Origin of the sequence: Hymenobacter lapidiphilus, from assembly GCF_013377885.1 — a bacterium.
Lineage (GTDB): Bacteria > Bacteroidota > Bacteroidia > Cytophagales > Hymenobacteraceae > Hymenobacter > Hymenobacter lapidiphilus.
Window position 1 is genome coordinate 15,457 of sequence record NZ_JABKAU010000027.1, and the last position, 25,928, is coordinate 41,384.

20 protein-coding genes are annotated in these 25,928 nt (G+C 58.4%); 10 read left to right on the plus strand and 10 right to left on the minus strand.

Features of this window, described 5'->3' with window-relative positions:
• Positions 1 to 49 precede the first annotated feature (49 nt).
• From HW554_RS13985 to HW554_RS14005, 5 genes are all read right to left on the minus strand, one after another.
• Entirely contained in the window at positions 50 to 1,441 is a 1,392-nt protein-coding gene (locus HW554_RS13985; protein WP_246285235.1) for a Y-family DNA polymerase, read from the minus strand.
• Between the two features lie 45 nt (positions 1,442 to 1,486).
• Positions 1,487 to 1,954 (minus strand): LexA family protein, encoded by a 468-nt coding sequence (locus HW554_RS13990; RefSeq protein WP_088465841.1) that lies wholly within the window; start codon positions 1,952 to 1,954, stop codon positions 1,487 to 1,489.
• Positions 1,955 to 2,212: 258 nt separating this feature from the next.
• A complete protein-coding gene (locus HW554_RS13995; protein ID WP_176909203.1) occupies positions 2,213 to 3,079 on the minus strand; it encodes an IS3 family transposase in 867 nt (288 codons plus the stop codon).
• Positions 3,079 to 3,366: a transposase gene (locus tag HW554_RS14000; protein WP_176909204.1), complete on the minus strand. Its 288-nt coding sequence runs from the start codon at positions 3,364 to 3,366 to the stop codon at positions 3,079 to 3,081. Before HW554_RS14000 ends, HW554_RS13995 begins: the two co-directional genes overlap by 1 nt.
• A gap of 314 nt (positions 3,367 to 3,680) precedes the next feature.
• Positions 3,681 to 4,721, minus strand: a complete 1,041-nt coding sequence (locus HW554_RS14005; RefSeq protein WP_176909205.1) for a replication initiation protein — start codon at positions 4,719 to 4,721, stop codon at positions 3,681 to 3,683.
• Between the two features lie 3,854 nt (positions 4,722 to 8,575).
• On the opposite strand from HW554_RS14005, the gene HW554_RS14010 reads away from it, so the two are divergent.
• Positions 8,576 to 9,085 carry a hypothetical protein gene (locus HW554_RS14010; RefSeq protein WP_176909206.1) on the plus strand — a complete coding sequence of 170 codons (510 nt, stop codon included), beginning with the start codon at positions 8,576 to 8,578 and terminating at the stop codon, positions 9,083 to 9,085.
• A gap of 183 nt (positions 9,086 to 9,268) precedes the next feature.
• Complete coding sequence (locus HW554_RS20690; RefSeq protein WP_246285245.1) at positions 9,269 to 10,441, plus strand: DUF5712 family protein; 1,173 nt, start codon at positions 9,269 to 9,271, stop codon at positions 10,439 to 10,441.
• A 571-nt stretch (positions 10,442 to 11,012) separates the two neighbouring features.
• Here HW554_RS20690 and HW554_RS14020 read toward each other — a convergent pair.
• From HW554_RS14020 to HW554_RS14030, 3 genes are all read right to left on the minus strand, one after another.
• Positions 11,013 to 11,318 carry an HNH endonuclease gene (locus tag HW554_RS14020; RefSeq protein ID WP_176900933.1) on the minus strand — a complete coding sequence of 102 codons (306 nt, stop codon included), beginning with the start codon at positions 11,316 to 11,318 and terminating at the stop codon, positions 11,013 to 11,015.
• A gap of 210 nt (positions 11,319 to 11,528) precedes the next feature.
• Positions 11,529 to 11,747: a hypothetical protein gene (locus HW554_RS14025; protein WP_176900932.1), complete on the minus strand. Its 219-nt coding sequence runs from the start codon at positions 11,745 to 11,747 to the stop codon at positions 11,529 to 11,531.
• A gap of 232 nt (positions 11,748 to 11,979) precedes the next feature.
• Positions 11,980 to 12,579 carry a hypothetical protein gene (locus tag HW554_RS14030; protein ID WP_176909207.1) on the minus strand — a complete coding sequence of 200 codons (600 nt, stop codon included), beginning with the start codon at positions 12,577 to 12,579 and terminating at the stop codon, positions 11,980 to 11,982.
• A 281-nt stretch (positions 12,580 to 12,860) separates the two neighbouring features.
• On the opposite strand from HW554_RS14030, the gene HW554_RS14035 reads away from it, so the two are divergent.
• The gene (locus HW554_RS14035) at positions 12,861 to 13,079 is read left to right on the plus strand and encodes a helix-turn-helix domain-containing protein (protein ID WP_176900930.1); all 219 of its coding nucleotides are present in this window, start codon (positions 12,861 to 12,863) and stop codon (positions 13,077 to 13,079) included.
• A gap of 161 nt (positions 13,080 to 13,240) precedes the next feature.
• Here HW554_RS14035 and HW554_RS14040 read toward each other — a convergent pair whose 3' ends face one another.
• The gene (locus HW554_RS14040; RefSeq protein ID WP_176900929.1) at positions 13,241 to 13,336 is read right to left on the minus strand and encodes an HNH endonuclease; all 96 of its coding nucleotides are present in this window, start codon (positions 13,334 to 13,336) and stop codon (positions 13,241 to 13,243) included.
• Between the two features lie 1,153 nt (positions 13,337 to 14,489).
• On the opposite strand from HW554_RS14040, the gene HW554_RS14045 reads away from it, so the two are divergent.
• The 7 genes from HW554_RS14045 to HW554_RS14075 all read left to right on the plus strand — a co-directional run bounded on the left by HW554_RS14045 (position 14,490) and on the right by HW554_RS14075 (position 25,024).
• The gene (locus tag HW554_RS14045; protein ID WP_176909208.1) at positions 14,490 to 14,939 is read left to right on the plus strand and encodes a hypothetical protein; all 450 of its coding nucleotides are present in this window, start codon (positions 14,490 to 14,492) and stop codon (positions 14,937 to 14,939) included.
• A gap of 198 nt (positions 14,940 to 15,137) precedes the next feature.
• On the plus strand, positions 15,138 to 16,142 hold the full coding sequence (locus HW554_RS14050; RefSeq protein WP_176909209.1) for a hypothetical protein: 1,005 nt from the start codon (positions 15,138 to 15,140) through the stop codon (positions 16,140 to 16,142).
• A gap of 513 nt (positions 16,143 to 16,655) precedes the next feature.
• A complete protein-coding gene (locus tag HW554_RS14055) occupies positions 16,656 to 18,272 on the plus strand; it encodes an L-tyrosine/L-tryptophan isonitrile synthase family protein (RefSeq protein ID WP_176909210.1) in 1,617 nt (538 codons plus the stop codon).
• A gap of 99 nt (positions 18,273 to 18,371) precedes the next feature.
• Positions 18,372 to 20,138: a TauD/TfdA family dioxygenase gene (locus tag HW554_RS14060; RefSeq protein WP_176909211.1), complete on the plus strand. Its 1,767-nt coding sequence runs from the start codon at positions 18,372 to 18,374 to the stop codon at positions 20,136 to 20,138.
• 50 nt (positions 20,139 to 20,188) lie between these two features.
• Positions 20,189 to 21,370: an NAD(P)/FAD-dependent oxidoreductase gene (locus tag HW554_RS14065; RefSeq protein WP_176909212.1), complete on the plus strand. Its 1,182-nt coding sequence runs from the start codon at positions 20,189 to 20,191 to the stop codon at positions 21,368 to 21,370.
• Positions 21,371 to 21,585: 215 nt separating this feature from the next.
• The gene (locus HW554_RS14070) at positions 21,586 to 22,551 is read left to right on the plus strand and encodes a DUF4249 domain-containing protein (RefSeq protein ID WP_176909213.1); all 966 of its coding nucleotides are present in this window, start codon (positions 21,586 to 21,588) and stop codon (positions 22,549 to 22,551) included.
• Between the two features lie 16 nt (positions 22,552 to 22,567).
• On the plus strand, positions 22,568 to 25,024 hold the full coding sequence (locus HW554_RS14075) for a TonB-dependent receptor (RefSeq protein WP_176909214.1): 2,457 nt from the start codon (positions 22,568 to 22,570) through the stop codon (positions 25,022 to 25,024).
• 217 nt (positions 25,025 to 25,241) lie between these two features.
• On the opposite strand, the gene HW554_RS14080 is transcribed toward HW554_RS14075, so the two are convergent.
• Positions 25,242 to 25,907 (minus strand): NHL repeat-containing protein, encoded by a 666-nt coding sequence (locus HW554_RS14080; RefSeq protein WP_176909215.1) that lies wholly within the window; start codon positions 25,905 to 25,907, stop codon positions 25,242 to 25,244.
• Positions 25,908 to 25,928 lie beyond the last annotated feature (21 nt).

Genomic DNA, 25,928 nt, shown 5'->3' on the forward strand with positions numbered 1-25,928 from the left:
GCCTGCCTGGGAGCTGCGGCAGGCTTTAGATTCTCTTTTGCGCAGGCAGTTACCCCACCACCAGCAAGTCCTCCAAGCGGGTGGTGTAAGCGGGGCTGCGGTGTTCGGCGCGGCCGAGCCAGGGCGCAGCGGACTGGCCAGGCGCAGCCGGCGGGGCTACACTGGCGGCGGGCCGCACGGTGCCGCGGCCGAACTGGCGGTTGAGCGAATCGAGACTTTGCATGAGCTGCCGGGCGCGGGCGGCGGACTCGGCCGTGGCGGCGGGCCGGTTGGTGACAGAATCAGTCGGGGCGAACAGGCTCAGCTGCTGGCCACGCCCGGGCGGTTCGAGGCCGTCGAGCACGACCCCGGCTTTGACGTAGCGGCGACCGGGCTCATAGAGCTTCTCCAGCATCCGCCGGCCGTAAGCCAGCAGCCGAAGCGTATCGGCCGTGGGGCCGCCGGGCAGCGTCAGGGTGGTTGAGCGGGTGTAGGGCGGGGGGATCCGCGTATCGTAGCGGTCCTGGCTGAGGAAGACGGTAAGGATATGGGTCTGGTCGCCCTGGGCGCGCAGCTTCTCGGCGGCCCGGCTCATGTACGTGCTCACCGCGCCCCACAGGTCGTCGAAGGCCGTCAGGCGCTGGCCAAAGGAGCGCGAGCAGCTGATGCTCTGGCGGGCCAGGGTGCCGTCCTCTGACGGGTTCAGGTCCTGGCAGGGCTGACCGCGCAGCTCCTGCACCAGCCGCCAGCCGACCACCCCGCCCAGGTGTTTGCGGGCCCAGGCCTCAGATACCTGACTCAGGTCCCAGGCCGTGGCCAGCCCCTGGGCGTGCAGCCGGGCAGCATATTGGCGCCCGATGCCCCAGACGTCTTCCACGGGCAGGGCGCGCAGGGCCCGTTCGCGGCGGGTTTCGGTATCGAGGCGCAGGATACCCTGCAGCTCGGGGTATTTCTTGGCCAGGCGGTTGGCCACCTTAGCCAGCGTTTTGGTGGGGGCCATGCCCACGCAGGTAGGAATGCCGGTGCAGCGGAGCACGTCCTGCTGCATGCGCCGGGCCCGGGCGTCGAGCGTGCCGCAGAACGTGGTCAGGCCGTGCAGATCGAGAAAGGCCTCATCAATGCTGTAGACTTCAACGGCCGGCACCTGGTCGGCGAGGCGGGCCATGACGCGGCGGCTCATGTCGCCGTAGAGCGGGTAGTTGGAGCTGAGCACGTGGCCCTGGTGGCGCCGCAGCAACTCGAGCACCTCAAAGAAGGGGGCCCCCATAGCAATACCGAGCTGTTTGGCTTCAGCGGAGCGGCTGACGACGTTGCCGTCGTTATTGGACAGCACGACCACGGGACGGCCTTCGAGGCGGGGCTGGAAGACCCGCTCGCAGGAGACGTAGAAGTTGTTACCGTCGACGAGGCCGTACATGGGTGATGAGCTGGTAGCTGACAGCTGTTGGCTATTAACTTTCATTCTGGGGGAAGCTTGAGCTTGAGTTATCAGCTCAAGCTTGAAAAATCAGTCGCGGCTGCGGAGCAGGGCAGTGAGCTTGCCGGGAATGAGCTCGTGGACGACGTGGGTGACGACGCCCCAGATGCGCAGGTTTTCGGGTTCGGTAATCGGGTAGTCGGGGTAGGCGGGGTTTTCGGCCTGCAGCCACCAGTTGGAACCCCGGCGTACGAGGCGCTTGACGGTGCATTCACCCTCTATCACGGCCACGACGATGTGGTTGTGGTCGGCCTCGATGTGCTTGTCGACGGCCAGCAGGTCGCCGGCATGGATTTCGGCCCCCTGCATGCTCTCGCCCGATACGCGGATCAGATAAGTAGCCTCGGGGTGGCGGAAGAGCAGGCGGTTAAGATCGAAAAGCTCCTCCAGCTCATCGGAGGCCGGGGAGGGGAAGCCGCAGGGAACCAGCGAGGCATAAACCGGCAGCCAGAGCGTGGTGATGGGCGTACCCACGTCAATCAGTTCGATGGTAGTCATAGCGCGAAACTGGCTGAACCAGCTACGCAATACTACTAATTTATTTAGTAAAAAGTTAATTGACTTCTCGCTTATCTACTTTATAGCATAGCCCAAATAGAGTAATAAGACTCATGATTACATTATTATACATCAGTTTATGCTCTGTCGGCCCCCTTAGCTTTGAGCTAAAATGAATGGTAATACCCCCTAACTATCGGCTAAGTGTCCCAAACTGGCTTCACTAGGCGATGTACTACTCCCCAAAAACTGGACAGTTTAGGAGGCGTTTGTTAAGCAAATGGGTTGGGGGCTGAAGGTAGGGTTTTGAGCGAAGATTTGCGCAGGTGTTTGGCCCTTCAGGCCTTGGTGAGGCCGCTGGTAATTGTAGTAGGTGAAGTAGGCCCGGAGCTGTTCGTAGAGGTGGCCGCCATCGGTGGCCGGGTTGAGATAGACACACTCCCATTTGACGGAGCGCCAGAGCCGCTCGATGAAGGCGTTATCCGTCGCCCGACCGCGCCCGTCGCGGCTGATTTGGCAGCCCGCCGCCAGCAAGGCCTGCTCGAAGAGCTGACTGGTAAACTGGCTCCCCTGGTCGGAATTGAAGATGTAGGGGGCCGGCTGGCGGGCCAGGGCCGCGCCCAGCGCGCTCAGACAAAAGCCCACGTCGAGCGTGTTGCTCAGCTCCCAACTGAGCACGTAGCGCGAGTGCCAGTCCAGGACGGCCACCAAGTACAGGAAGCCTTTGGCCATGGGAATATAGGTGATGTCGGTGCTCCACACCTCATTGGGAGCACTCAGCACCCGTTCGCGCAACAGATACGGATAGCGCGTCACGCCTTGCCCCGGCACACTCAGGCGCGGTTTGGGGTAGACCGGCTCCTGGCCCATAAGCCGCACGAGCCGGCGCACCCGCTTTTCATTGACCTGGTGGCCCAGTAGGCGGAGATGGTCGCGTAGGCCGAGTACGCCCTTGAAATTGTGGCGCGTGAACTCCTCATCGAGCAGGCGCATGAGCGTCAGGTTCAGATCCGTTTCGCCCCGGGGCTGGTAATAGTAGCTGCTGCGCGCCAGGCCCAGGGCCTGACAGCGGGCCTGCACCGAGCCCGCCTCACTGGCCTGCACCAGGGCGCGTTGTTGGGCCACTACCATGTGGGCAGCGTTTTTTTTAGCAGCTGGTTTTCCATTTCCAGCCGTCCGATGGCGGCATACAAGGGCTCGACGTCGGGCGGGGCCGCGGGGATAGCCCCGGCGTCGGTGAACACCTGCGCCGCCTGCTGGCGCAAGTGCAGCTTCCAGCGACTAATCTGGGGCACCGACAGCCGATAGCGGGCAGCCAGTTCGGCCAGCGGCTGCCGCTCCGTCAGCGCGGCTAAGGCCACTTCTGCTTTAAACTCGGCAGTGAAGCGGCGACGGGTACGTTTTGGGTTCATGGCGTTGACTAAGATAGCCACCACAAACTGTCCAAACTTTGGGGAGTACTACACGAAGAGTTGCATTATCATAATTAGCAAGCTGGGAAATGCAAACTACGGCCCTCCGAAAATCCGTATCAGAAGCTGCGGCTGAAGTACAAGATACGGAAGATGTAAGCAGTCTATAGTAGTATAAAAAAGTGCGTTTCTGAAGCGGAAATGAACTATTTTGTACTTTTAAGATTCGGTCTTATATGATAATGCGCAAACCTTGGTACTATAAGTTAATTGGAGAAAGCACCTTAAGGCTATCTGTTTAACGATAGCACTATTTAGGCTTTCTCATATGCATCACAAGCCTTCTTGACTTGAGTGAACTCTTTCTTCAGTCTGGCCCAAAGAACGGCTGGTGGGTTATCTAATTTATCCCAATCAGCATTTACGGCAGACATTGTATCCCGGAGCTTAGTATACTTTACGTCATCAGCACCGATGGTATCTTTCATTATCATAAGCTGCCATGAAGCAAAGGACCACTTCTTTCGCAACGAGTTCAGAATTGTAGCAGCCTTATCCATAGATGGTGAATCCTTGCTCGCGGATACTACCATGTCGATGGGCGGTTTGATTTCCGGATTCAGGCCAAGGGAGAGCTGGCGAGGAACAAGGATATCAGCTTTGGGGATTTCAAAATGGATACCGGTAACCTTTCGCCCTGTCTTGATCGGATTCCACGCTACCATAAACCCAACTTCTTTGGAGGTGAACTCCTTCATTATTGGCTCCAGAACGTAACGCTTGAAATCAGCAAAAACCGGATAAATGAACTCATCATTGAATAAAATATACTTCAACGATTCCAACGTTGGCGCGTACTCATGCTTCCCATATTGGTAACTCTTCAGTAACCAGTAAAACCGCTGGGCGTTCGGCGTCTTTAAAGTCAGCAGAGTTTCAATGTCGGCGCTAGTGAAATTACCAGCCTTAGTTAACTGTAGAAGATAGGGTTTAATAAGCGGAGCGAAGTTTCCAGTAACGTAACCAGTACCAGTATCGAGAGAAATATCGGATACGATACGAGTGAGGATAAATGAGCCCTTCTTATTACTTCCTTCGACCGGCTCCAAGTTTAGCTCCTTATCGAACAGGTCACGACAAGCCTGCTTAAGATTAGCATATGCAGAACCACCACGTTCACCATGAAGAATAGCATCGATGTGAATCCGGATGGGGGGAAGTTCATCATTGGATTGATGGATGCACCTTAAAGCTTCGACAAAGACACGAGCTTCGGTCTGGCCCATTTTCATCTGAGTGCGGATAAGATGGTTGTGCTGAAACACAATAGTGTTCTCCGCCTTAGTCGGATTCATAAGCAAATGAGCTGGTTAAGTTTCGAAGATATGAATCATGGAATAACTTTCAAACCTTTCCATGATTCAACGGCATTGCCTTCCATAGTTACCGGCATTGCCTTCCATAGTTACCGGCATTGCCTTCCATAGTTTACCGGCATTGCCTTCCATAGTTACCGGCATTGCCTTCCATAGTTAGCCTCATATATATTTGCTTTTCAGACAGTTGTGAGCTTCTAAGAATAGAAGAGAAAGAAGAGAAAGAAAAAACCGAAAAAGGGTTTCGGATTTTTAATTTATTTCTTCTTTCAAAAGCATCTACAGCGGGTAAATGCCTTGAGAGGGCTGGGAATAGCCAAAATCCTTGCTCTCCAAGACTTTCGTATCATCATGGGTACCAACGGTCGTAAGGGGTTCCAATCGTTCAGCAGGGCCACTAAACACGAGGATAAGTATAAATGGCCGAATCGTGTATGTACATGTATTAAATCTGCGTACCGGCATTTCCTTCCATAGTTCAGAGCGTGTGGCACCGGCATTTCCTTCCATAGTTCATAGTAAAAGACTCTATCATAGTGTCTTAGCGTTAGTATATTGAAATGTCAGGTAGGACGCTTTGATGAATAGGGTCATCTAACTATGGAAGAAAATGCCGGTGGATATTTAAGGGTAACAAGGGAGAGTCAAAAAATGTGGGGCAGGCTTATTGGGTTACTATCAAGCGGGTTTCTCATAGTACTACCGAAAGGACCATTCACCTGCTAGCGGCAGGGGCTACCTTGGCTACGCCACACTTTTTGATAATCCTCAAAATTGTAAGGCAAATTTTGGGGACCATTGAAAGACGGGCTGCCTCAAAATTGGGCATCGACTTATAATTAGAGCGAAAGGAAAAAGGCGGCTCGGGTGAAAAGTGGAGAAGAGGAAAAAAATTGCCAGCGTAAAAAACGGAACGACTCGAAAATTAGGGAAGGCTGGAGTTAGGGGAGGAGCGAGGAGGCGGGCGGGTTGGTTTTAAGTGGCCGGGATAGAAGTTGGTGGCGGCTGGTTACGGTCGGAAGTGCTGGAGCAGGGAGAGAGTGAAGAACCAGATAGCGCAGATGTTGGACTTGGAAGAATTGGAGGGGGCAGTCGAAAAATGAGAAACTGTGGAAAGGGTGGACGATCTTGAAATGGAATCAGACGGAAGGTTGGGGGAGTGCTTGGCGGGGGAATTGAGGTTTTGGTGGAAGGAGGACAGAACGAATGAGAAGGAGCTGTCCAAGGAGCGCACAACCGAGGAACAAGTGCAGTCGGTGGAGGTCGAGGAAAGGCGGGCTGACGCAATTTTGTAGAGAGTGGAGAGACAACCAGCTTGGAAGCAGTAAAATTATCGGCTGCGAATTTTGAGAAGATGGCTGAAAATCGGGCGATGTGAAAACAGGGCCAGCGTCAAATACTCAGGGTAGTTCGAAAAAGCAGGCAATCGAAAAAGAGCCAGTCGTAAGGAAGCAGACCAAGTAGAGAAGTGGCGGAATTGTGTGGGAGTAGCCAGGAGTAGCGAGAGGAAAAGCAACCGCAATGGAGAGAAATTACACCAGCCAAAACAGGAGCGACGGGAGGAAGGGCCAGCGTAAAAAAACGAAACCACTCCACAGGAAAAGAGCGGTGACGGGTATAGAGTGAGCGATGGTGGCAAAGAGCAGCTGGACATATTTTGGGGCGAATGCAAAAAACAGGAGAAGCGGATTTTGGTGAGGCGCTGATAAACGGACAAGGCAAACTTTGAGGGCTATCGAAAAAAAGGATGAAGCCGAAAGAGGGGCGGAGTAGAAAAATGGGTGGCGGCTTAAAATGGAGTTGGTCAAAAAGTTGGGCCAGTGGAAAAACTGACAGGAGCAGAAAAACGGGGGAGGTCGAAAAGCAATGTTGGTGCTGGAGGCGAGTAGTTCGAGAAAGTGCTGAGGTAGTTTCAGGTCGATGCTGGCGGGGGGAGGCGAGGAGTAAGTCCGGGTAAGGGGCGCGAGTAGTGGGTCGGCTGGAGGAGAGGCAACGCGCTATTTCGGGGAAGGTGAGTTGGTGGAGGTAGCCCAAAAAGCAGGGGTAGGTGAAATAGCTTGTCGGCGGGAAAAGGCAGGTTCACGTTTTAGACTTGCTCGGTGGTAATAGCAGTTGGGTGCGGCAGGCAGTTCAGAAATTCCGGCAAGATGAGCGGGCGGGTTCAAAGCAGAATGGAAGGGGCCGGGCTCATTTGGGAGGTGATGGAATTTCGGAGGAGCTGAAAAAATGGGAGAGGCAGCCGAGTAGAAAAATAGAATGATGGTCGGGTGCGGATTTTGGGAAGCTGGCGGAAAACTGGGTGGGATGGAAAAAGGGCCAGCGTCAAAAAATCAGGGTAGCTCAAAATAGAGAGTGCGCAAGTTGGGCGGGTCGGGGAGGTGGCGACTGAGGAGAGAAGGGGCGGGCGTAACAAATGCAGCTGGCGAAGAAAACGGGGGGCGCATGAAAAAGTCACTGGCGGAAAATCGAGCGGTGGGCAAAGTGGCCAGTGAAAAGAAAGACCCGAAACCACTCCAAAGGAAAAGAGCGGTGACGGGTGCAAATTGGTAGAAGGGCCGGCGTCAGGAAATCGAAAAGTGGGCCGCCGGATAAAAAGGGATAAGCGCTACTGGGGCAGAGAGTGGCGTCCGGTAGTCATAAGGTAAAAGGGAAAAGCGAGCCACTGAGAAAATGAGCCCAGTCGTGAAAAGTGGCGCGAGGAGTAGTTCGGTAGTAGGGCCAGGTCGGTAGTCGGGCAGGTAGTGGCAGCAGGCGGAGTAGTTAGAATAGTATCGGCAATGGGTTGGGATAATTCGGTAGAGCAGCGATAGAGTAGCGTGAGCCCAGGTAAGCAGTTAGAGCAGAAGAAGCAATAGCAGCTACTGAGCCATAGAGGTACAATGGCTGAAATGGGAAGGACTCGGTAGGCGCAGTAGTCGGGTAGTTGGGAAGGGAGCTGGGCGGGCTCAGGTGGATAAAGGGGAGGCAGTCCGAAAAGTCCAGGTGCAGGTAAAAGCCGTCGGGATGGAGCAGGCGGTAAAGGCGCAGGTGGAGGTAGGAACGGAAAACAGCAACCGGCAAAAACCAGAGAGCAGAGGTAACGGCAGAGGTAGTGGTTACCGGAGCTGGTCGATAATTTCTTAAAAGCTAATCGTTGGGTTGGACGCTTAGGGGCCGGAGTAGCAGGATAGCCAGGGTAGGGGGAAAGCCGACGCCTGAGAGAAGCACAGGGGTCGGAAGTAGTCGGTAAAGGCAGCAAGGACTTAGCGTAGCGTAGAGAGGCTAAGAGTAGCTGGTAGTGTCTAAGCAGATACAGAAACCGGCAGTAGGAAGTAGCGCCGGGGTAGCGTAGATTGGGGACGACATAGGGTTTCTAAACAGAGCCCTAGTCAGTAGTTAGCGAGAGGAGGACCTGAAATCATCGCTACCGCGCTGATAATCAGGGACAAACATAGTTTGTCGGCGGTCGATAAATGCTACCGCATTGATAATCAGAATAGTAATAGAGTATTTTAATTGTTTTAATAGGTGTTTCTAATCCTATAATAACAGTAAGTTACGCACAAAAGCGGTCTTTTTAATCTAAGTAGCTGACAATCATTGTCAATAAGAGGTAATTATAATTCATAACTGTTCTTTCACTCATGGAACCAGTCAAGAAGAAACCAGGTCGGCCTCCGGGCCCAAAAGACCCTGAAAAGCCAGGGCCAACGCTTAAACTGAGCGGGGCAGCAGACAACCTTCTGACGGCTCATGCGAAAAAGCTCAAGCTGACAAAACGCGAATACGCCAACGCGGCTATTGCCTATTTTGCCGAGCGGGGCCTCAATCCCACAGTAGAGCAGCCGCAAGGTTTGGCCGATATCGGTAAGCGCGTGTCGCAGGAGGGGCGCGCGATTCGGGTGCAGAACGTGGACATTGGCAACCGGCTGATTTCGATACTGCGCAACTGGGAGAAGTCGCTCTACGGGTTCTTGCAGCAGCAGCAGGGCGGGACGCTCAATTACCTGGAGCAGATTGAAAGCGACATTCTCCGCCACCAGGTTTCTGTCGAAACCAACTACCTCGCCCCGATGGTGGAAATGCTGGTGAGGAACAATATCGAAGCCTACATGAACCGCGTAATTGGCGAACAGACCAACCTGCACGTAAAGGGCAAAGATGATTCGGAGTGGGTCCCAACTAACAAAGCGCTCAACGACGACCGCGACCAGAAGGTGGTAGTGCAGATGCGCGAGTTCATCAAAACCAACAACGTGCCCGCACCAAGTCTGGCGGCCAAACCCCAGGTGCCGGTGCTGCCGCCCAAAGCGCCGGCCACCCAAAAAGCAGCAACTCCGGGTGCCGCCGTCCCCCCCCAATAGGGCGGCCCGCCCCAGCGGCCCAGCGCCCGGTTGCAGCGGCCTGCGCTCCCACCCGGCCGGAGCGCCCCGCCCGTTTTGCCGCTGCAACCGACGCTACAACCCGGGAGGCAACGGCAACTTTTTGGCCTTGCAACCGGGAAGGCAACCGGGCTTTTTTCTTGCACTTTCATTTCCCACCTGCCGATGTATGCCAAGGTAATCAACCCCAAAACCAACGGGCAAAAAGTCTATAACAACGCCGGCAGCTCCCAGCGGTGCGCCAACTATTTGGTGAAGGAAGCGAAGGAGGCCGGCGGCGAAGCCACCTTCTTTGGGGCCCCCGGCACCGAGGCCAAAACCGCCGCCGAGGTCGTGGCCATGCTCGACGGCAATGTGAAGGGCCTGGGAAAAGACGACCCCAAGTTTCACTCACTCGTGCTGAGTCCGAGTTCCGACGAGCTGCTGCTAATTGGCAATAATCCGAAAGCGCTGGAGGAGTACACCCGCAACGTGATGGACCTTTACGCCAAAAACTTCCAGCTGAAAAACGGGCGGGAGTTGGGCGAAGCCAACCTGGTGTGGGCGGCTACCATCCACCAGGAGCGGAAAAACCGGGGCACCGACGAAGGGGTGCAGGGCGAGAAAAAGGACGGGCTGCAAACCCACGTTCACATCATGGTTTCGGCCCGCGACGCTGACCAGAAAATCACGCTTAACCCGCTGGGCAAGGCCGACCGTTTCAACCGGGTGCAGTTCCAAGCCGAAGCCGTCACCCAGATGCAAGTGCAGTTTGGGCGGGTGGTGCCGCTGGGTATTGCGGCCAAGGAGCCGACGCGCCGGCAGCTGGTAGCCGAAAAAGTGGCGGAGATAACGAGCAAAGCGGCGGCCAACCGGAAAGAGAAAAAGTCGCTGACCCCGGAGCAGATGGCCGCCAAGGATGCCCGGCTCGACGTGCAGGTGGCGCGGGTAAACTCCAAGCTCATGGCCCACGAGCAGCTCGACCCAACCCGGGTGAAAGACATTGCCAAGGAGCGCAAGTACGACAACGTATTCTACGCCACGCTGGGGCAAATCGAGCGCAACGCCGAGAAGGGAAAGGACACGCCCGACCCGTATGCCTATCTCACCACCGGGCGGGTAACCCGCGAACCGCAGCTACGCACCGACCGGAACCGGGAGCCAAACGCGGCGTTTGCCACCCGCCTGCCCAAGCGCCAGCAGGAGCCGGCCGAGTTGCCCGGCATTGCGGCGTTGCAGCGCTCGGTCAGCAAGCTGGGCGTGGCCCTGGCTGCCAAAGGCCGGAGCCAGGACGTGCGCAGCGACGCAGAAAAAGAGCAGGAAAGGGGTACGGTGCAGGAGCGAGAAATGGAGTGGTAGAAGAAACGGATCCGATCTTCCTGCTTTAAAAAGGGATAGCGAGTGAGTGGTGGGCCGGAGTCGGCGGGGTAGTATATCGGTTGACCTGCTGCGACGATTGCGCATCCGTTCGCGTGGCGCGCTCATGCGCCGCCAAACGTTACAGGGCGGTTGTCGGGGCGGCCGGGCATGGGGGCGCCGTGTTTGTGTTGGTTGGGTTTACGGTCAGCAGTGGCGGCCGTTCATCGGACGAGTCCCCTAAGCGTGACAGATGGTCTTGGTTGGTTGAATCACCTCTGGCTGGACGGTTCGACCTCAACCGGGTCGGTGGTCACTCGCCACCGCTTTGGACCGGATTTCCAGCAAGACACGCTTCACGACGCTATTGCCAACCGCCAGTCTTTCGCTTAACGACACGAGCCGACGGCTTGGAATTTGGGCACCATCTGTCAGTTCGGTGAGTAAGCCAGCGCCCGCCCGGTAATAGTCGTCTAAGACGTGGGCCAGGTAGTACGCAGCAGCGCAGCAGAGCGGTGGGGCGAGGTCCGCGTAGTCGAGCCAGAGGCCGTTGCAGTCTTCCCACAAATCGGGCTCAAACGAGTGGAAAGCCTGCGCAAACGCTGCCACGGGCAAGGTGGGGGAAATGGTCGTGGAGCTGCTGCGACGCCCAGCGCACGGCCGGCGCGTGCTGGCGGGGGTGGCCCGGCGGCAGGGGACGGTGCGGCTTGCATAGCACGTGGAGGTTACTGCGCGCGTTGGTGCCCCCGAGAGCCCGGGCCAGCCTATGGTCCACCGTCAGCTTGTCCATCGTGTGGCAATACGCGCAGCGCTGGCCCTGCTGCACAATAAGCTGGCGCCGCTCATGGCTCGGAATGGTGTGGCGGGTGTTTACGATCACTCCGGGTTCGCCGTGTAATCAGTTTTGGGCTGCCGGCAGTTGAGGCATGTAGCGGTACATAGCGTATGCCTGGGTGTATGCATGCCCACTCCCGTAACTCTGGCTGACCCTGCTGCCGGGGGGCGTCACGTCGGGACTTGCCGTGGCGGGTCAGCCAAACCACTACGGCGCGGCGAGATGGTTTGGCTCGCCCTGTGCTGCCCCTAGCTGCTATCTTTTGCCCGGTTCCATATCGGCGTACTGCCGGTTGGCATCGAAGAAGCGCTGGAGGGCCTGGTTCACTACGTCGGTCGTGTGGGCGCCGCCGGGCTTGTTGGCCTGGTAGTTTGCAAGCCGCTGGTAGTTCTGCTCCGTGATTGACGTGCTGAAGGAACGCTTTTTTGCCTGCTCGGGGGCCGGTTTGGCTGGCGCGGTTTTTTTTGAACTCATGTAAAGGGACTTTATGGGGTGTTCTATGCTGCGGGCTGCACGGACGCGTGTAAAAGTGTGTCTATCCGGGACCGGCAGGCCTTGTATTGGTCGTGGGTGGGCACCTGCTCGAGGACCGGATTAAGGGCCAGGTAGGGAACATGCTCGCCGCACCGGGCAAGGCAAATCGCCCGCCTAAAAATTGTGGTAGGAGACGGTGAACAACGCCACGGCGTGTCCCCGGTTCCAGCCATCATTGGGTGCTCTGCTTTCTGAGCTGTGCAGCCCGTGCCTGCGCCTGCTGGCGTGCGAAGGCCTTGCTCCACACCATCAGCGTGTTAACAGGGCTTGAATTCTGAGTATCTGACGCCGTCCAAGCCTCCGTCCGGCTGCCTGCCCAGCGGGAGCCATCGTTTGTCGGAGTACCAGGGCCGTACAGGTATTCGGCCTGCTGCTGCAAGGCTTGGCTCATTTCGCCTCTGCCACTGGCCAGAAAGGAGACGAATTTGCCTCCTGAGAACGTGTAGCGGGTGTAAAAGTCGTTGGAATGCTCTTTGGTGCACTTGCCGAACCAACCAGTCTCTCCCTGCTGGACATAGTAGTAGGACTGGGCCCCAAATTCCTTCCCGCTTATCGGCACGAGGCCGGGAAAGGAGCTTAGGGGCTCGCCGAAGTGGTGACCAGGGATGCCGTTGAGCGAGTCCACCCGAGTGGCCCAGGTAGTTGTCGTTGCTTCGGCTGGTGCTGATTGATCCCTGCCCGCCTTTTGGACTGGGGAGCCGGAATCGGTACAACTGCCCAGCAATACCCCGATGAAGATAAACACGATGAGCTGAGGGGAGACAGTAGCCATTAAGAACTGATTATGCGTCAGAACACCACTTCAACTTTCCCCGAAAACGCCCTTTCCAAGCTACTCGCTAAGGTGGTGCATAACATCAGCTAAGAAGAAAGCAGCTATTAAAATGAGACGGTAGGAGCAGCCCGATTAACCGCTGCACCAAATTGTTACTCAAAGCCAGGAATATACCCGGGACAGGGATATTACAGACCAGCCAAAGATAAGCCACACAAAAATAATAATGACAAATATGTCATTGTAACCTGATGGGATGGGCCGGACTTTGGCGATGCATGTTGCCCCCCCTCTCAGATACCCTTCCGCTGGAAATAGTGCACCGGTTGCAGCGCCTGCGCCGGGCTCGGGGGCACACGTTGCAAGAGGTGTATGATGCCACGGGCATTCATGTCGCTCGACTGGAAGCCAGCAAGGCCAATATGCGGGTAGCGACGCTCGCGGTGCTGTGCCAGTACTACGAAATTTCCCTGGCTGAATTTTTTCAGGGCCTGTAGAAATCAGGACGGGGTCGAATTGAGGTGGTCTAGCTAGCAAAGCGACTAGAAAGCAGAACGCTGGCGGTTGAAGACAGCGGCCGGAGCTTGCCCTTACAAGCGGTTTTTATCAGGGTTGCAACGGCCACTTATTCTTTGAAGAAAGGACAGTTGCAGGGCAATCACCGGATCTGAAAGTTGCTCCGCTTGTTGGTGCCCTCGTAGACGCGGGGGATGATGTGGTCGAGGGTGATGGCCTCCGTAGCTCCGCAACGCACGCACACTTGCGGCAGCGTAGGGTGTTGTTAAAAAAATAGGGTAAAACCTCCGACCTAGGAGTGCAGAAGCCCACTTTGCAAGTGTAAAGTGCTGTAAATCAAATAAAAGCCGATATAACCGCGTGAGTGATAGTGCAAACGTTCATTTTCGACATCATCTTCGATTGCGTTAAGCAACATGTAAGGCTATTTGTCTTCCGATACCCTTACGTCGCGTTCACACTTTATCACGAGCATCCCAGCCAGTTGACCACGGACTCGGAAACTTTATCTATTTGTTTAACAATACCCAATAATCGCTAACCGAATCTAAAAATGCGGGTTAGCTTTGGGTACTCCCGTTTCAGTGAGTAGAAGTCAGGGTGTACCAGCACCCGCTTCAGGCCCCCCGGTTGTTCCACCAGCCGGGGGGTTCTTTATACGGTTGATTATATACATCACCCGCCTGCCTCTGAACCATCGCACCTCGGGCAACTTACGCCATGAAAAAGTCAACCAAAAAGCGTCTTCGGGTCGTTGGTATGGAAAGGAAACAGGCTCCTGACTCGGGTTCGCCGGCTGGTTCTTCTCCCCCTTTTCAGCACCCGATATTCGCCTCAGAAGCCGAGTATGACCAATCGGTTGAAAGCGTCGTGGCGCGCATCCGAAGCGGGCAGGTGAAGGCCCGCCTCCCCGACAGATAGCGGCTCGGCCCGTCCTCGTGGACCGATTCAACGCTGGGCGTACTCAGCAGCTGAGTAGCAGGCGGGCTTCGGCCAAACTATGACTCTTCTTCTCGGGACTGTTGGTGCTTGGGGGATAGCGGCAATGCGTTGCGCGGGCCCGCATTCCGTTGCTTGCTCCGGGCAATGAAACGCGAAATTTCCTGCAACTCCTTCGCCGTTGGCGGCTTGGATTGAATCAGGCCGGCGTCTGCTGGCTCTTCGTCGGGAAGCTGGGTCATCTAAGTAGCCTGTCTTAAAAGGGTTGCTTAACGTAATCTGGCTTGTCGGACAACTCACGGAATTGTAGTGGCTTTGGCCTTACAGAGCGGGGCGCTACTGGCATGGTACCTTGGCGGGGGCCAAGCGCCTCTTGAAATGGCAATGTTGGCAGCTCAACGCTAGGGAAAGCCCTCAAGTAGGGGTATACATCATCGTTTACACCCATTCCCATGTCCACAAGCCAGGGTTTCTCCATCATTACGCCGCTCCATATCCAGCGGGCGAAAGCGGCCTTGCGCGAGGCAGGCATTCCCGTGGCCGTGGGCTGTCAGGCCCTGGACCTGGCCACCGCTTACTACCACCAAACCCCGCAGGTCAGCCAAACGGATGCCATGCGCCGGGAGCGCAACCGGATCCAGGACGAACTGGAAACCGTCAGCAGCCAGCTGCAAGAGGAGCGTCACAAAACGCAGCGGCTGGAACAGGAGTTAGCCGCGGCACGGCAACTGCCTAAAGTGCACCAAAACAAGGCGTACCAACTGCGCAAACGGCTGCGGGCAATACGGGCGGTGCTGGAGCATGCTCAGGCGAAAGACACGACCAAGCTCAGACGCATTGCCGAGTTGGTGGCCGCGGCGGTGGCGGGGGACGAAGAACCAGTGCGGAAAATTCTGGGGTAGAGGTCTGCAGGAATTTGCTTACCCAGGGCCTATGCAAATCACCCTTTTCGTAAACTTCAATCAGTGGTGTTTACAACAAGATGTGCTGGCGATAAAGCGACCATTATGGATTCTGGTCTCGCGCTGCATCGGGTAGTAAATCCCTGGCCCGGGTCGTTTTCACCGTCTGAAGCATGGACTCCATTTGCGTTTCTCCTTATGAGCCGATTTTTTCTCCTGCTAAGCCACTTGGTTCTCATGACTATTGGGAGCCCTTACACGGGTCGTGCGCAAGCCACTGTTTCGGTCTCCAACCTAATTCAAACGTGGCAAGCCAGTTTACAAGTAGTCGCCGAACCACTCTATTTGCCAGCTAACCAGCGGGGTATTGAGTACGTCCGGACATACATTCAGTATGCGGGGCAGCAATACCTGCTGAACCGAGTGCATTATGACCAACAAGGGCGCTTGGATACCAGCACAGCCTATCACATGGTGGTGAACGAGGAACAGCTTCAAACCAGCTTTGCGTCCCGGCTTGTTTACCACACCAGGGTAACTGGGGACTCGCTTTTGAGTCTGGTCGAATACCATTGGAGCACCGATACCAGCCGTTCTTCCTTCATGCCTTATATGCTGAAGGGTGCTGTCCCTCCGGTTGAACCGTTGCTGGGCAAAGGAATCCGAGCGCATCACATCCTATTGATGTCTCCTGGCCGACTGCGTCGGATAGAGACGGCTAAGAATTTGGACCCTGCGCAAAACCGTTCCTGGTGGGAGTGGTCCCTTGAGCCGGCTGCACATACGGGCAAGTTCTCTTTCTCCTCCTACTATTCGCCGGGTGGCTACTACGGCAAGAGCGCGGAACTAAACTCCCGAAAGCGGACCCTGTCTGCCGTTGCCGGCGGGGGAGGAAACAGAACTACGTTTACCCGTGTCTACAGGGGCAACAGCCAGGATTACGTGGAGCAATGCCACCGTTCCTCGGTCATTATGGGGACAGGAGGAGCATCTATGGAAGGCGATGCTTATACGCGCACGACGCACTGGGTCAAAGGCTTGTGCCGCACGGAGCATTTTGTCGCTCTCGATCAAATAACCGCAACCGGTGCCCATCCGGAGTTTAAGGTGATTCATCGGTACACCTTTTATAACGCCAGAAGAGCTCGGCAACTTAAAGGCTCGTTTCACCAAACAGAGCAAATTTACCTTCGGACCGATTGAGTGAACTCGGTTGGGGCGGGCGAATCGGGTGATTCTGGTAGTTTTGGCTAACCTGATGTGATAGCTTGTGTCAAGATGATAGGCCAAGCCTATCAAGAAGGAAAACTAGGCGAGCCTTCACAACTATCAGTTTTCGGTGCTATTCCACCATTCATCCAGAATTAGAAGTTATGAAAAGAGATGTAATGTTGGTTAACCTACTGTTGGTGGTAATTGGAACACTAATTACAGGTGCTAGCGCCGACAGAGAAACATCGCAAAACACTGGGCTATTCTTACTCTCATTACTGCCAATGCAGGGTTTTTTGGTAGTCGCGAACCTAACTATGCTCTTGGTTTCCCTATTCATAAAGACCGAGCGCAAAAGGGCATCTGGATACGCGTTATCAGCTTTTATACTAGTAATTGGAGCTGTGCTTACGACTGTGCTTGGTTTCCTGACAATGGGAAAAATTGGTGGTTAAGCGTCTCCTTCTGGCCGGCCTACGGTATCACTTTCTACTACTTATTTAGATGACATCCGTTCTGGCCTTCTCACTACCCGCTTCTTCAAGCCGTCGGCGCTTGCTCGATACCGGTCTTCGCCTGCTGGAAGAGCAGGGGTTTGACGCCGTATCCATGCCGGACATTGCCGCCGCCACCGGCCAGCCCCTGGCGGAGGTCTACCGGCACTTCGGCTCCAAAAATGACCTGGTAAGCGGCTTCTACCAGCGCGTACATGACGAGTTGGAAGGGCGCGTCTGCGACCTGCCCGCCGGAACGCTGGCCCTGCGCTTTCAGACCCTGGTGCGCTGGAAAATGGACTTGGTGGTGCCCCAGCATCGCTTGCTCCGTTCTCAAATGGCCCATTTGCTCGATGCCGAGGACCCGATTGGGGTGCTCAGCCCCGAGACGGAAAGCATTCGACTCCGCGGGCTGGCCCTGTTTGAACTCGTGGTGCGGGGCGCTACCGATATGCCCGCTGAAGCGCTCATTGCCTCCCTGGCCCAGACCCTGTATGCCGCGCACTGGGGCGTACTGGGCCTGCGGCTGCTCGACCGTTCAGCCGAGGGACGCGCTACCGCCGGGCTGCTGGAAATGCTAAGTGCCGGCCTGACGCTAGCCACGCCTCAGCTCTCGACCCTGTTCGGGCCCTTGTTGCTGGGGCAGGTCGCCGCGGCCGTTGGGCAATTCCTGCAGGTGGCACCGGACGTCGACTTTGAGGTGGCCCGGCGGGTGGCCAAGCTCCTTTTGCTGCACCGCAAAGTCCTGCCCACCGACCCGGCTGACGAATCCACGCAGGCCGCTGAGCAGAGCATTGCCCTGCACCTGCCCAAGCTGCACTACTACATCGGCCAGGGCCTGCCCATCCACCTGATTCTGCCGGCCTTCCCCGCCAAGTCCCCCAATCCGCACAAAGTGCTCGGCAAGCTGCCCGACCTGGGCGAGGAAATAGCGCTCACGTTTCTGCAAAGCCTCTGCGACGCTATCGGGCAGGTGTATGCGCCCGGCGCACGCATCAGCATCTGCGCAGATGGGCGCGTGTTCGCCGACCTCGTGCAGGTGAGTGATGCAGACGTATCGGCCTACAATGAGGTGCTCCAGCAGCTGATTCAGCAGCTGGGCACGCCGGCGCTGGACGTGATCAACCTGGAAGACCTGCTGGTTACTGACTCGTTCGACGCGGCCCGCACCTGGATTATGGACCAGTACGGCGAGCCGCTGGAGCAGCTTAAAGCCCGCGTGCGGGACACGGCCCACCACCGCGCCATGTTCAACGGCATTCACCGCTTCGTGTCGGAAGACGGCCTGGCACTGGCGCCCGAAAAAAGCAGGAGCCGGGTGAAGGAGGAAAGCAAGCAGGTGGCCTACGAAGTCATCCGCCGCAGCAATGCCTGGACGCGGCTGCTGGCCCAGGAGTTTCCGCACGCCGTGCGCCTGAGCATCCACCCGCAGCATGCGCAGTCCGACAAAATCGGCCTGCGCATGACCCGGGCCGTGGATGACTGGCTTACGCCCTGGCACGGCGTGGTGCTGCTGCGCGACAACGACTACGTGCTCGTCAAGCGGCACCAGGCCGAGGAAGCGGGCGCCGTTTTGGTGCAGAAGCACGGGCTGCCCAGCCACTTTGTGGCCGGCCCGAATTCGTAACCATTGCGGCAGAATACGCCACCGGAATACTCGCCGCGGCGCCCCATCTTTACCGGACGCACCCGACATTCGGATGCCTGCCTTATCCTGCTATTTCCTATGCCCGCCTACACCCTCGAACCCCAGCTGCCCTTCGGCCTGCTCGTACGCGCCGATTTCTCTGGCCAGACCATTGCCGGCATTTCCGCCGCGCAGCTCACGGAGTGGGTGCAGGCGCACCGTATCCTGATTTTTCGCGGGTTTGAACTGTTCGACAAAACGCCGTTCGCCCTCTACGCCCAGCAGCTGGGCGAGCCGCTGCAGTGGCCGTTCGGGGCCATCAACGAGCTGAAGGTGAAAGCCGATGCCAAGAACTACCTCTACACGCCCAGCGCCGTGCCCCTGCACTGGGACGGCGCCTTTATTGGCCGCATTCCCTACCTGATCTTCTTTCAGTGCGTGAAAGCGCCCCGGGCCGAAGACCGCGGCGGCACCACGTTCGCCGATACAAGCCGGGCGCTGGCCCGCGCGACGGCCGCCCAGCGCGCCCGCTGGTCAAAAGCCACGCTGCGCTACCGCACCGAGAAAATCGTGCACTACGGCGGCACGCTCACCCAGCGCCTGCAGCAGGCGCACCCGGTCACGGGCGAACCGACCCTGCGTTTTGCCGAACCCGTGCGCGACCTCAATCCTGTCAGCGTGGAGGTACTCGATGCCACGCCCGCCGAGCAGGCCGAGTTGATTGCCGAGCTGCAGGCCGCCCTGTACGCGCCGGAGGTGTTCTACATCCACAGCTGGCAGGACAACGACATCGTGCTGGCCGACAACCACGTGTTGCTGCACGGCCGCGACGCGTTTCTCAACCCCAATGAGCGGCATATCCAGCGCATCAACCTGCTGGCTCGCCCGGCCCAGGGCGGGCTGGCCCAGTTTCTCAAGAACAGCAAGACCCTGCGGCGCACGGAGTTTTTGATTGCCGAAATCCCGATTTTCCTCATTCCCATCCTGCTGAGTGCCGAGGACTTCCGCTTTCTCAAAACGCCGGTTCTCTACGTGGGCCTGGCCGGCATCTACCTGCTCTTCAACTTCGGCGACCTGGTCAATGCCTACGCCGACCGCCGGGTGGATGCCGTTTATAAAAGCCACCTGTCCAACGCTATCTTCGAGTTGGGCGGGCCCGGCGTGCGCTGGCAGATGCGGGCCTCGGTGGCGGGCACGGTGCTCATCAGTATTTGGCTGACCCAGCACACCGGGCGCTGGCAGTTCGTGCCGCTCACGCTTATCGGCTGGGCGCTGGGCTTCCAGTATTCGTGGCGGCCCATCCACTTCAAGTCGCGCGGGCTGTGGCAGCTGGCCGCGCTGTGGGCCGTCATTTTCTTTGGCCCCATGGCCTACACTGGCAGTCTGGTCACGCGCTTTCCCAAGCCGGCCGTGCTCACGCTGGCCGCCGCTTACGGCCTGCTGCAGGTGGGCGTGCTGATGCTCAACAACGCCGAAGACTACACCGAAGACCGCGCCGCCGGCTTGCACACGGCCATTGTGGCGCTGGGCCTGCACCGCAGCATGCGGGTGGCCCAGGCCCTGACGGGTGGAGCAGGCCTGCTGGTGCTGGGCAGCTTTGCGTATGTATTCCGCGCCGAAAAGCTACCCAAAGCGGCCTACGGGGCGCTGCTGCCGCTGGCCGGAGCCGTGGCCTATGTAGCCCAGGGCTACGAAACGGTGAACCGGAAAATCGCGGACCTCGACGAGGTCGCCGCTACGGCCGTGCTCAAGGAAAACGGCATGTTGGTTCCGCAGTGGCTTAAGGCTACGGCCTACACCAGCCTGCTGGCGGCGGGCGTGCTGTTTGCCGCCCGCATGCTGCGCCCTAAGCCGGCTCTGGCCTGATTGACCCGCTTGTCCAGCTCCTTTGCTCTGTCATCCCATCGCCCTACGTCATGCCAGCTCCCCCCATTACGCCACCCAGCACAGCCTCGGACACGGCCGCAGAACTCTATGACTGCGCCATTATCGGGGGAGGCGTGGCCGGCCTGACGCTGGCCGTGCAGCTGGCACGGGCGGGGCGGCGCGTGGTGCTGTTTGAGAAGCAGACCTACCCGTTTCACCGCGTGTGCGGCGAGTACATCTCCATGGAGAACTACGCCTTTCTGTGCCGTATCGGCGTGCCGCTGGACCAGATGGATCTGCCAATCATGACGCGCTTTACCGTCTCCTCGCCCACGGGCGTGGCGCTGCACCATCCGCTCGATATCGGGGGCGTCGGCATCACCCGCTACGTGCTCGACCAGTTGCTGGCCCGCCTGGCGGCCGAGCACGGGGCCACGATTCAGGAAGGCACTAAGGTAACGGACGTGGTGTTTGCCGATGAGCAGTTTACGCTCACCACCGCCGGCGGCGCCACGTACCGGGCACGCACGGCCTGCGGGGCCTGGGGCAAGCATGCCAACCTGGACAGCAAGCTCAATCGCCCGTTTCTGGAGCCTAGTCGGCAGGGCCGCCAGTTCGTGGCCGTCAAGTACCACCTGCAGGTGGAGAACTTCCCGAATGATCTGGTGGAGATGCACAATTTCCGCGATGGCTACTGCGGACTCTCGCCGGTGCCCGGGGGCCTGACCAACTGCAGCTACATCAGCGACGTGCGCAACCTGCGCGCCCACGGCAACAGCGTGGCCGAAATGGAGCGCGGGGTGCTCATGCAAAACCCGCTGCTGCGCCCCTACCTGGAGCAGGCCCAGCGCGCCGGTACCGTCCCGATTGTCATCTCCCAGATCACGTTCCGGGAGCGTTCCACCGTCGATGCCCACGTGCTGATGCTCGGCGACGCGGCCGGCACCATTGCCCCGCTGGCCGGCAACGGCATGAGCATGGGCATGAGCGCCAGCTTTCTGCTGCACGGGCTGCTGCTCGATTTTCTGGAGGGCCGCCTTTCCCGCGCCGAGCTGGAGCAGCAGTACACCCGGGCCTGGCGAAGCTTGCTGCGCTTGCGCATCCGGGCCGGCCACCTCATCCACCAGTTCTTTGGGCGCCCGGCGCTTACCACCCTGGCAATTCAGGCCCTCAAAAGCCTGCCGGGACTCACGACGCAGGTGCTGAAGCTCACGCATGGAAAAAGCTATTAGCAGGTAGTGAGGTCTGCTTCCACTGATTCAGTAGTCGAAGCCATCCTGCAAGCTCACTCCCCGAGGTTTAGGCACGATAACGGGCCCTTATCGTACCCTGTTCCAAAGGCATTCGCTTCGTTTTTTATTGCAATTCACTTAAACAGGCGTATAAGGCCACCGGCATACGATTACCGACTAGCCGCCGTTTGCTTTCGCAGCACTTATCCTATGCTATGAGAGTCCTATTCAAGCCCCCTGCTCTATCGGCTTTTGCCGGCTTATCTTTCCTTTTAGCCAGCTACATCGACCAAATCAGCGTTGACTTGCCGGCTCCGCCGAAGGTGTTGGTTATGAACGCCATTCTCACGCCCGATAGCGTATTCCGGGTGCAGGTGAGTCGCGTCAGCAGCACCATAGATTCCTCTTCGCGGCTACTAACTACGGCCAACGTACATCTGCTCGTTGCGGGTCGGGCCGAGGAGTTGTTGCGCCATCAGGGCCGGGGGCTATATACCAGTCCGAATAAACCCCTGGCTGGCACACCCTATACCCTGCGGACGCAGGTTGCTGGCTACCCAACCGCTAGTGCCACGGATACGGTGCCGGCCGTGGTGCCGATCCGAGAGGGGTGGTACTCCTACCCCACTGGAACCGACCGCAATAACGAACTGCTGGGTACCATTGTCGTGCGTTTCGATGACCCCGGGCAGACGGCTAATTTTTATGAAATAGTGGCCTTCCAATTTGAACCCCTGGGGCCGAGGCGGAATTCGAATCAAAGTCAGGATTTTGAATTGGATGCCCGGGGAAATGCCGCGCTGGCTGCGGAAGGCGACGCGGCGTTTGAACCGGCTTCGCTGGTCTTTTCCGATAAGCTCTTCAATGGGCAGTCGTTTGAGTTGCGCGCCTCCTTTTCGCCGTTTGGTCGAATCGCAGGAGGTATCAGCAATGGGCAGCCGGTAGGCCCCCGGGTATCGGGCGAAGTGTACGTGGTGTTGCGCTCCGTCAGCCGGGCCTACTACCAGTACCGCAAAAGCTGGACCCGGCACTTCTACAACCAGGGCACCAAGGGGTTGGGCGGCGGGCTGAATCAACTCCTGTTCCTCGGCGACCCGACCCGGATGTACTCGAATGTGGGGCAGGGGTACGGCGTGGTGGTGAGCCAGGCGCAAGAAATCAAACGACTGTCCGCCCGTTGATATGCGTCCGATTGATATGCGTCTGACTGATCGGATTACCTACCCCACCTCGTCCGGCCTGCTGGTTTGCTTGCTGCTGCTGCTGACGGGGACTTTAACGGCGCAAGGCCAACGCCTGGAAACCCGCGTCACCTTCAGCGGAACGGTGCAGGATGCCCGCACGGGCGAAAAGCTGCTGGGGGCCGCCGTGTACGTGGCCGGGAGCCAGGCCGGCACGACCACAAACGCCGCGGGCTTTTACTCGCTGACCTTGCCGGCCCAGGATTCGGTGCGCCTGACGGCCAGTTACCTGGGCTACCAGCGGGCCACCATCGCCCTGACGGGTCGGCAGACGACGGCGCACACCTTTCGCCTGGCCGCGCGCAATGAACTGGGCGAGGTGCGGGTAAGCGGGACGACGGATGCGCCGCTGGCGCGGCGGGTGGAAATGAGTACCCTCCAGATTCCGATGGCGCAGTTGCGGCAACTGCCGGCGCTGCTGGGCGAGCCCGACGTGCTGCGGGCCTTCCAGCTCATGCCCGGCGTGCAGGCCGGCCGCGAAGGCAGCGGGGCGCTGTACGTGCGCGGTGGCTCCCCCGACCAGAACCTGACGCTGCTCGACGATGTACCCATTTACTACGTCAGCCACGTCGGCGGCTTTCTTTCCGTTTTCGACGCCAATGCCATCAGCGACGTCCGCCTGCTGAAAGGGGGCTTTCCGGCCCGCTACGGGGGCCGGCTGTCCGCCGTGCTCGATGTGCGCCTGAAGGAAGGCAACCAGCAAAAGCTGAGCGGCACCGCCGGCGTGGGCGTGCTGGCCACCCATGTCTCGCTGGAAGGCCCGCTGAAAAATGGCAAGACCACCTTCCTCGTGTCGGCCCGGCGCGGCAACCTGGACTTGTTTTCCCGGCTGGCCAGCGCCCGTTCCTCCGGCGGTACCAGCGTAATCGGCTACTCTTTCTATGATGCCAGTGCCAAACTCAGTCACCAGCTCACGCCCCGCGACCAACTCTTCGCGGCCGTGTATCTGGGTGGCGACCGGCTGTTTATAAATCAAAAGCCCCAAACCATTGCCGGCCCGCAGGGGCAGCTGCGCTACCAGAACACCAGCAACCTGCGCTACGGCAACGCCCTGGCTTCGCTGCGCTGGAACCGCCAATTCACGCCCCGGCTGTTCGGCAACGCCACCCTCGCGGCCACGCGCTTTCACTACGAAAACGAGCAGGCCTTCCGGCTGGAAGACCGCTCGGCGGCCAGCCCGTTGAGCGAGAACAGCCAGGCCAGCTTTACTTCCGGCGTCCAGGACCTGTTGATTAAGGCCGATTTCGAGTACTACCCCCGGCCCGCCCACCAGCTGCGGTTCGGGGCCACCGCCATTGGGCACGCCTTCACGCCGGGCAGCAATTTCTTCTCCAGTCGCAGCAGCGCGGTGGCAACCGATACCACCTTCGGGGCAAGGCGCGTAGGCGCCCAAGAGGTAGCTGTTTACGCCGAAGATGAGATTCGACTAACGCCGCGGCTATCGGCCAACCTGGGCCTGCGGGCCGTGCGGTACTGGGTGCAGGGACAGTCATTCGGCGGCGTGCAGCCGCGGTTACTGGCCACCTACCTCCTGGGCGAACACACGGCCCTCAAAGCGTCCTACGCCAGTATGCAGCAGTATTTGCACCTGCTCTCCAACAATGGGGCGGGCCTGCCCACCGACTTGTGGGTGCCGGCGACCCGGCGCGTGGCCCCGCAGCGGGCGCGGCAGGTGGCGGTGGGCCTGGCCCATACGCTGCCCGCATGGGGGCTGGAAGTCAGTGTTGAAGCCTTCCAGAAATCGTTGCGCCAGCTGATCGAGTTTCGGGAGGGGGCCACCTTCTACAACAGTTCCCAGAACTGGGAGGATAAAGTGGTCACTGGCGGACGGGGCCAGGTACGGGGCCTGGAGTTGCTGGTGCAGCGCAAAACCGGTCGCCTGACGGGCTGGGTGGGCTACACGCTGGCCCGCAACGAGCGGCAATTCGACCAGCTTAACCAGGGCCAGTGGTACCCCTACAAGTACGACCGCCGCCACGATGGCTCAGTGGTGCTCATCTACACGCTGCGCCCCACTATTACGCTCTCGACCACCTGGACCTATGGCACGGGCAACGCCCTCACGCTGGCCCAGGGCAACTACCACGTCGTGGACCAGAGTTATGGCCGCCTCTCCGGGGATGCCGCGAACCGCTACCTCTACCCCGAGGCCGAGGTGTACGGCAACAAAAACAGCTACCGGATGCGGGCCTATCATCGCCTGGACCTGGGCGCAACCTTCACCAAAGCCGTCCGGCACGGCGAGCGGTTGTGGCGGGTGGGGGCCTACAATGCGTACAGCCGGCACAACCCGTATTATATTTACTACAGTGCGGGCGAGAATGATAGCTACTACACCAAAGGGCAGAAGCAGCTGTACCAGCTGAGCCTGTTTCCCATCCTACCGGCCATCAGCTACGAACGCCGCTTTTGAGCCTCGTGACCATTCCCTGGTATGGTGGCCGGCAGGACCTTTTGCGTCTCCTACAACCAATAGCTACCTGCCAGAGGCGTAGCGTATTTTTATTACCCGCTGCTATGAGCAGGCCATCGTCAACCAGCTTTAGGTACAATAACGGGCCCTTATCGTACCTAGTCCGAAAGACGGCGGCTGTTTAAATCACCCTTTTGCTGAACAATCGGAAGCAGATTTACAGGAGATAAATGCCGTCGTTCAGCCGCACCAGCTCGTGCTTCTGGAAGCGTCGGTACTGCCACACCGGCTGCTCAAACGTGCGATAGGTGCCGAAGCGTTTGGTACGCGTGTTCATGAGCACCACGCGCTGATGGCCCATGTCGCTGATGAAGGCGTGTTCTTCGTAGACGGCGATGTCTTCCGGGTGGTCGAACTCGCCGGGTTCCCACGCCTCGCTCCCGCCCAAGGCGAAGAACTGACGGCCCGTGGTCACGTCGTACTGCGCCACCTGGTGGTAGCAGGGGTCGGCCGTCCACAAGTGTCCCTGGACATCGAGCGCAATGCTGTAGAAGCTGCACACGGGCGCAATGGCGTCGGGCAAGGCGCGCCGCAGCGTGCCGTCCGGGGTGAACAAGCGGACGACCGATTCTTGGTAAAAGCAGCGCAGAGTGTTGCCACCGGGCAGGTAAACCACTTCTTCTCCATCCTGGTACGGCCCGGCCGCCCCGCAGTATTTGGCCTCGTTGAACTCCTGTTCCGTGACGGCAACGTTGTGGACCGTGTCGGTTTTGAAGTAGGCGTAGGGCACGTGGCGCAGGCGCGTGCGTTGCACCCGGTAGTAGAGCCAATCAGGGGTACACACCAAATCGAACGCACCGGCTTCGGTTGGAAGCTTGGTCATGAAAGGTCGGAGAAATAATCG

Coding starts and splice junctions, on each gene's coding strand:
- HW554_RS13985 (WP_246285235.1), bottom strand. CDS start 1,441: ATGAAAGTTAATAGCCAACAGCTGTCAGCTACCAGCTCATCACCCATG.
- HW554_RS13990 (WP_088465841.1), bottom strand. CDS start 1,954: ATGACTACCATCGAACTGATTGACGTGGGTACGCCCATCACCACGCTC.
- HW554_RS14000 (WP_176909204.1), bottom strand. CDS start 3,366: ATGAACCCAAAACGTACCCGTCGCCGCTTCACTGCCGAGTTTAAAGCA.
- HW554_RS14005 (WP_176909205.1), bottom strand. CDS start 4,721: ATGAATCCGACTAAGGCGGAGAACACTATTGTGTTTCAGCACAACCAT.
- HW554_RS20690 (WP_246285245.1), top strand. CDS start 9,269: ATGTATGCCAAGGTAATCAACCCCAAAACCAACGGGCAAAAAGTCTAT.
- HW554_RS14025 (WP_176900932.1), bottom strand. CDS start 11,747: ATGAGTTCAAAAAAAACCGCGCCAGCCAAACCGGCCCCCGAGCAGGCA.
- HW554_RS14030 (WP_176909207.1), bottom strand. CDS start 12,579: ATGGCTACTGTCTCCCCTCAGCTCATCGTGTTTATCTTCATCGGGGTA.
- HW554_RS14035 (WP_176900930.1), top strand. CDS start 12,861: ATGTTGCCCCCCCTCTCAGATACCCTTCCGCTGGAAATAGTGCACCGG.
- HW554_RS14045 (WP_176909208.1), top strand. CDS start 14,490: ATGTCCACAAGCCAGGGTTTCTCCATCATTACGCCGCTCCATATCCAG.
- HW554_RS14050 (WP_176909209.1), top strand. CDS start 15,138: ATGAGCCGATTTTTTCTCCTGCTAAGCCACTTGGTTCTCATGACTATT.
- HW554_RS14055 (WP_176909210.1), top strand. CDS start 16,656: ATGACATCCGTTCTGGCCTTCTCACTACCCGCTTCTTCAAGCCGTCGG.
- HW554_RS14060 (WP_176909211.1), top strand. CDS start 18,372: ATGCCCGCCTACACCCTCGAACCCCAGCTGCCCTTCGGCCTGCTCGTA.
- HW554_RS14065 (WP_176909212.1), top strand. CDS start 20,189: ATGCCAGCTCCCCCCATTACGCCACCCAGCACAGCCTCGGACACGGCC.
- HW554_RS14070 (WP_176909213.1), top strand. CDS start 21,586: ATGAGAGTCCTATTCAAGCCCCCTGCTCTATCGGCTTTTGCCGGCTTA.
- HW554_RS14075 (WP_176909214.1), top strand. CDS start 22,568: ATGCGTCTGACTGATCGGATTACCTACCCCACCTCGTCCGGCCTGCTG.
- HW554_RS14080 (WP_176909215.1), bottom strand. CDS start 25,907: ATGACCAAGCTTCCAACCGAAGCCGGTGCGTTCGATTTGGTGTGTACC.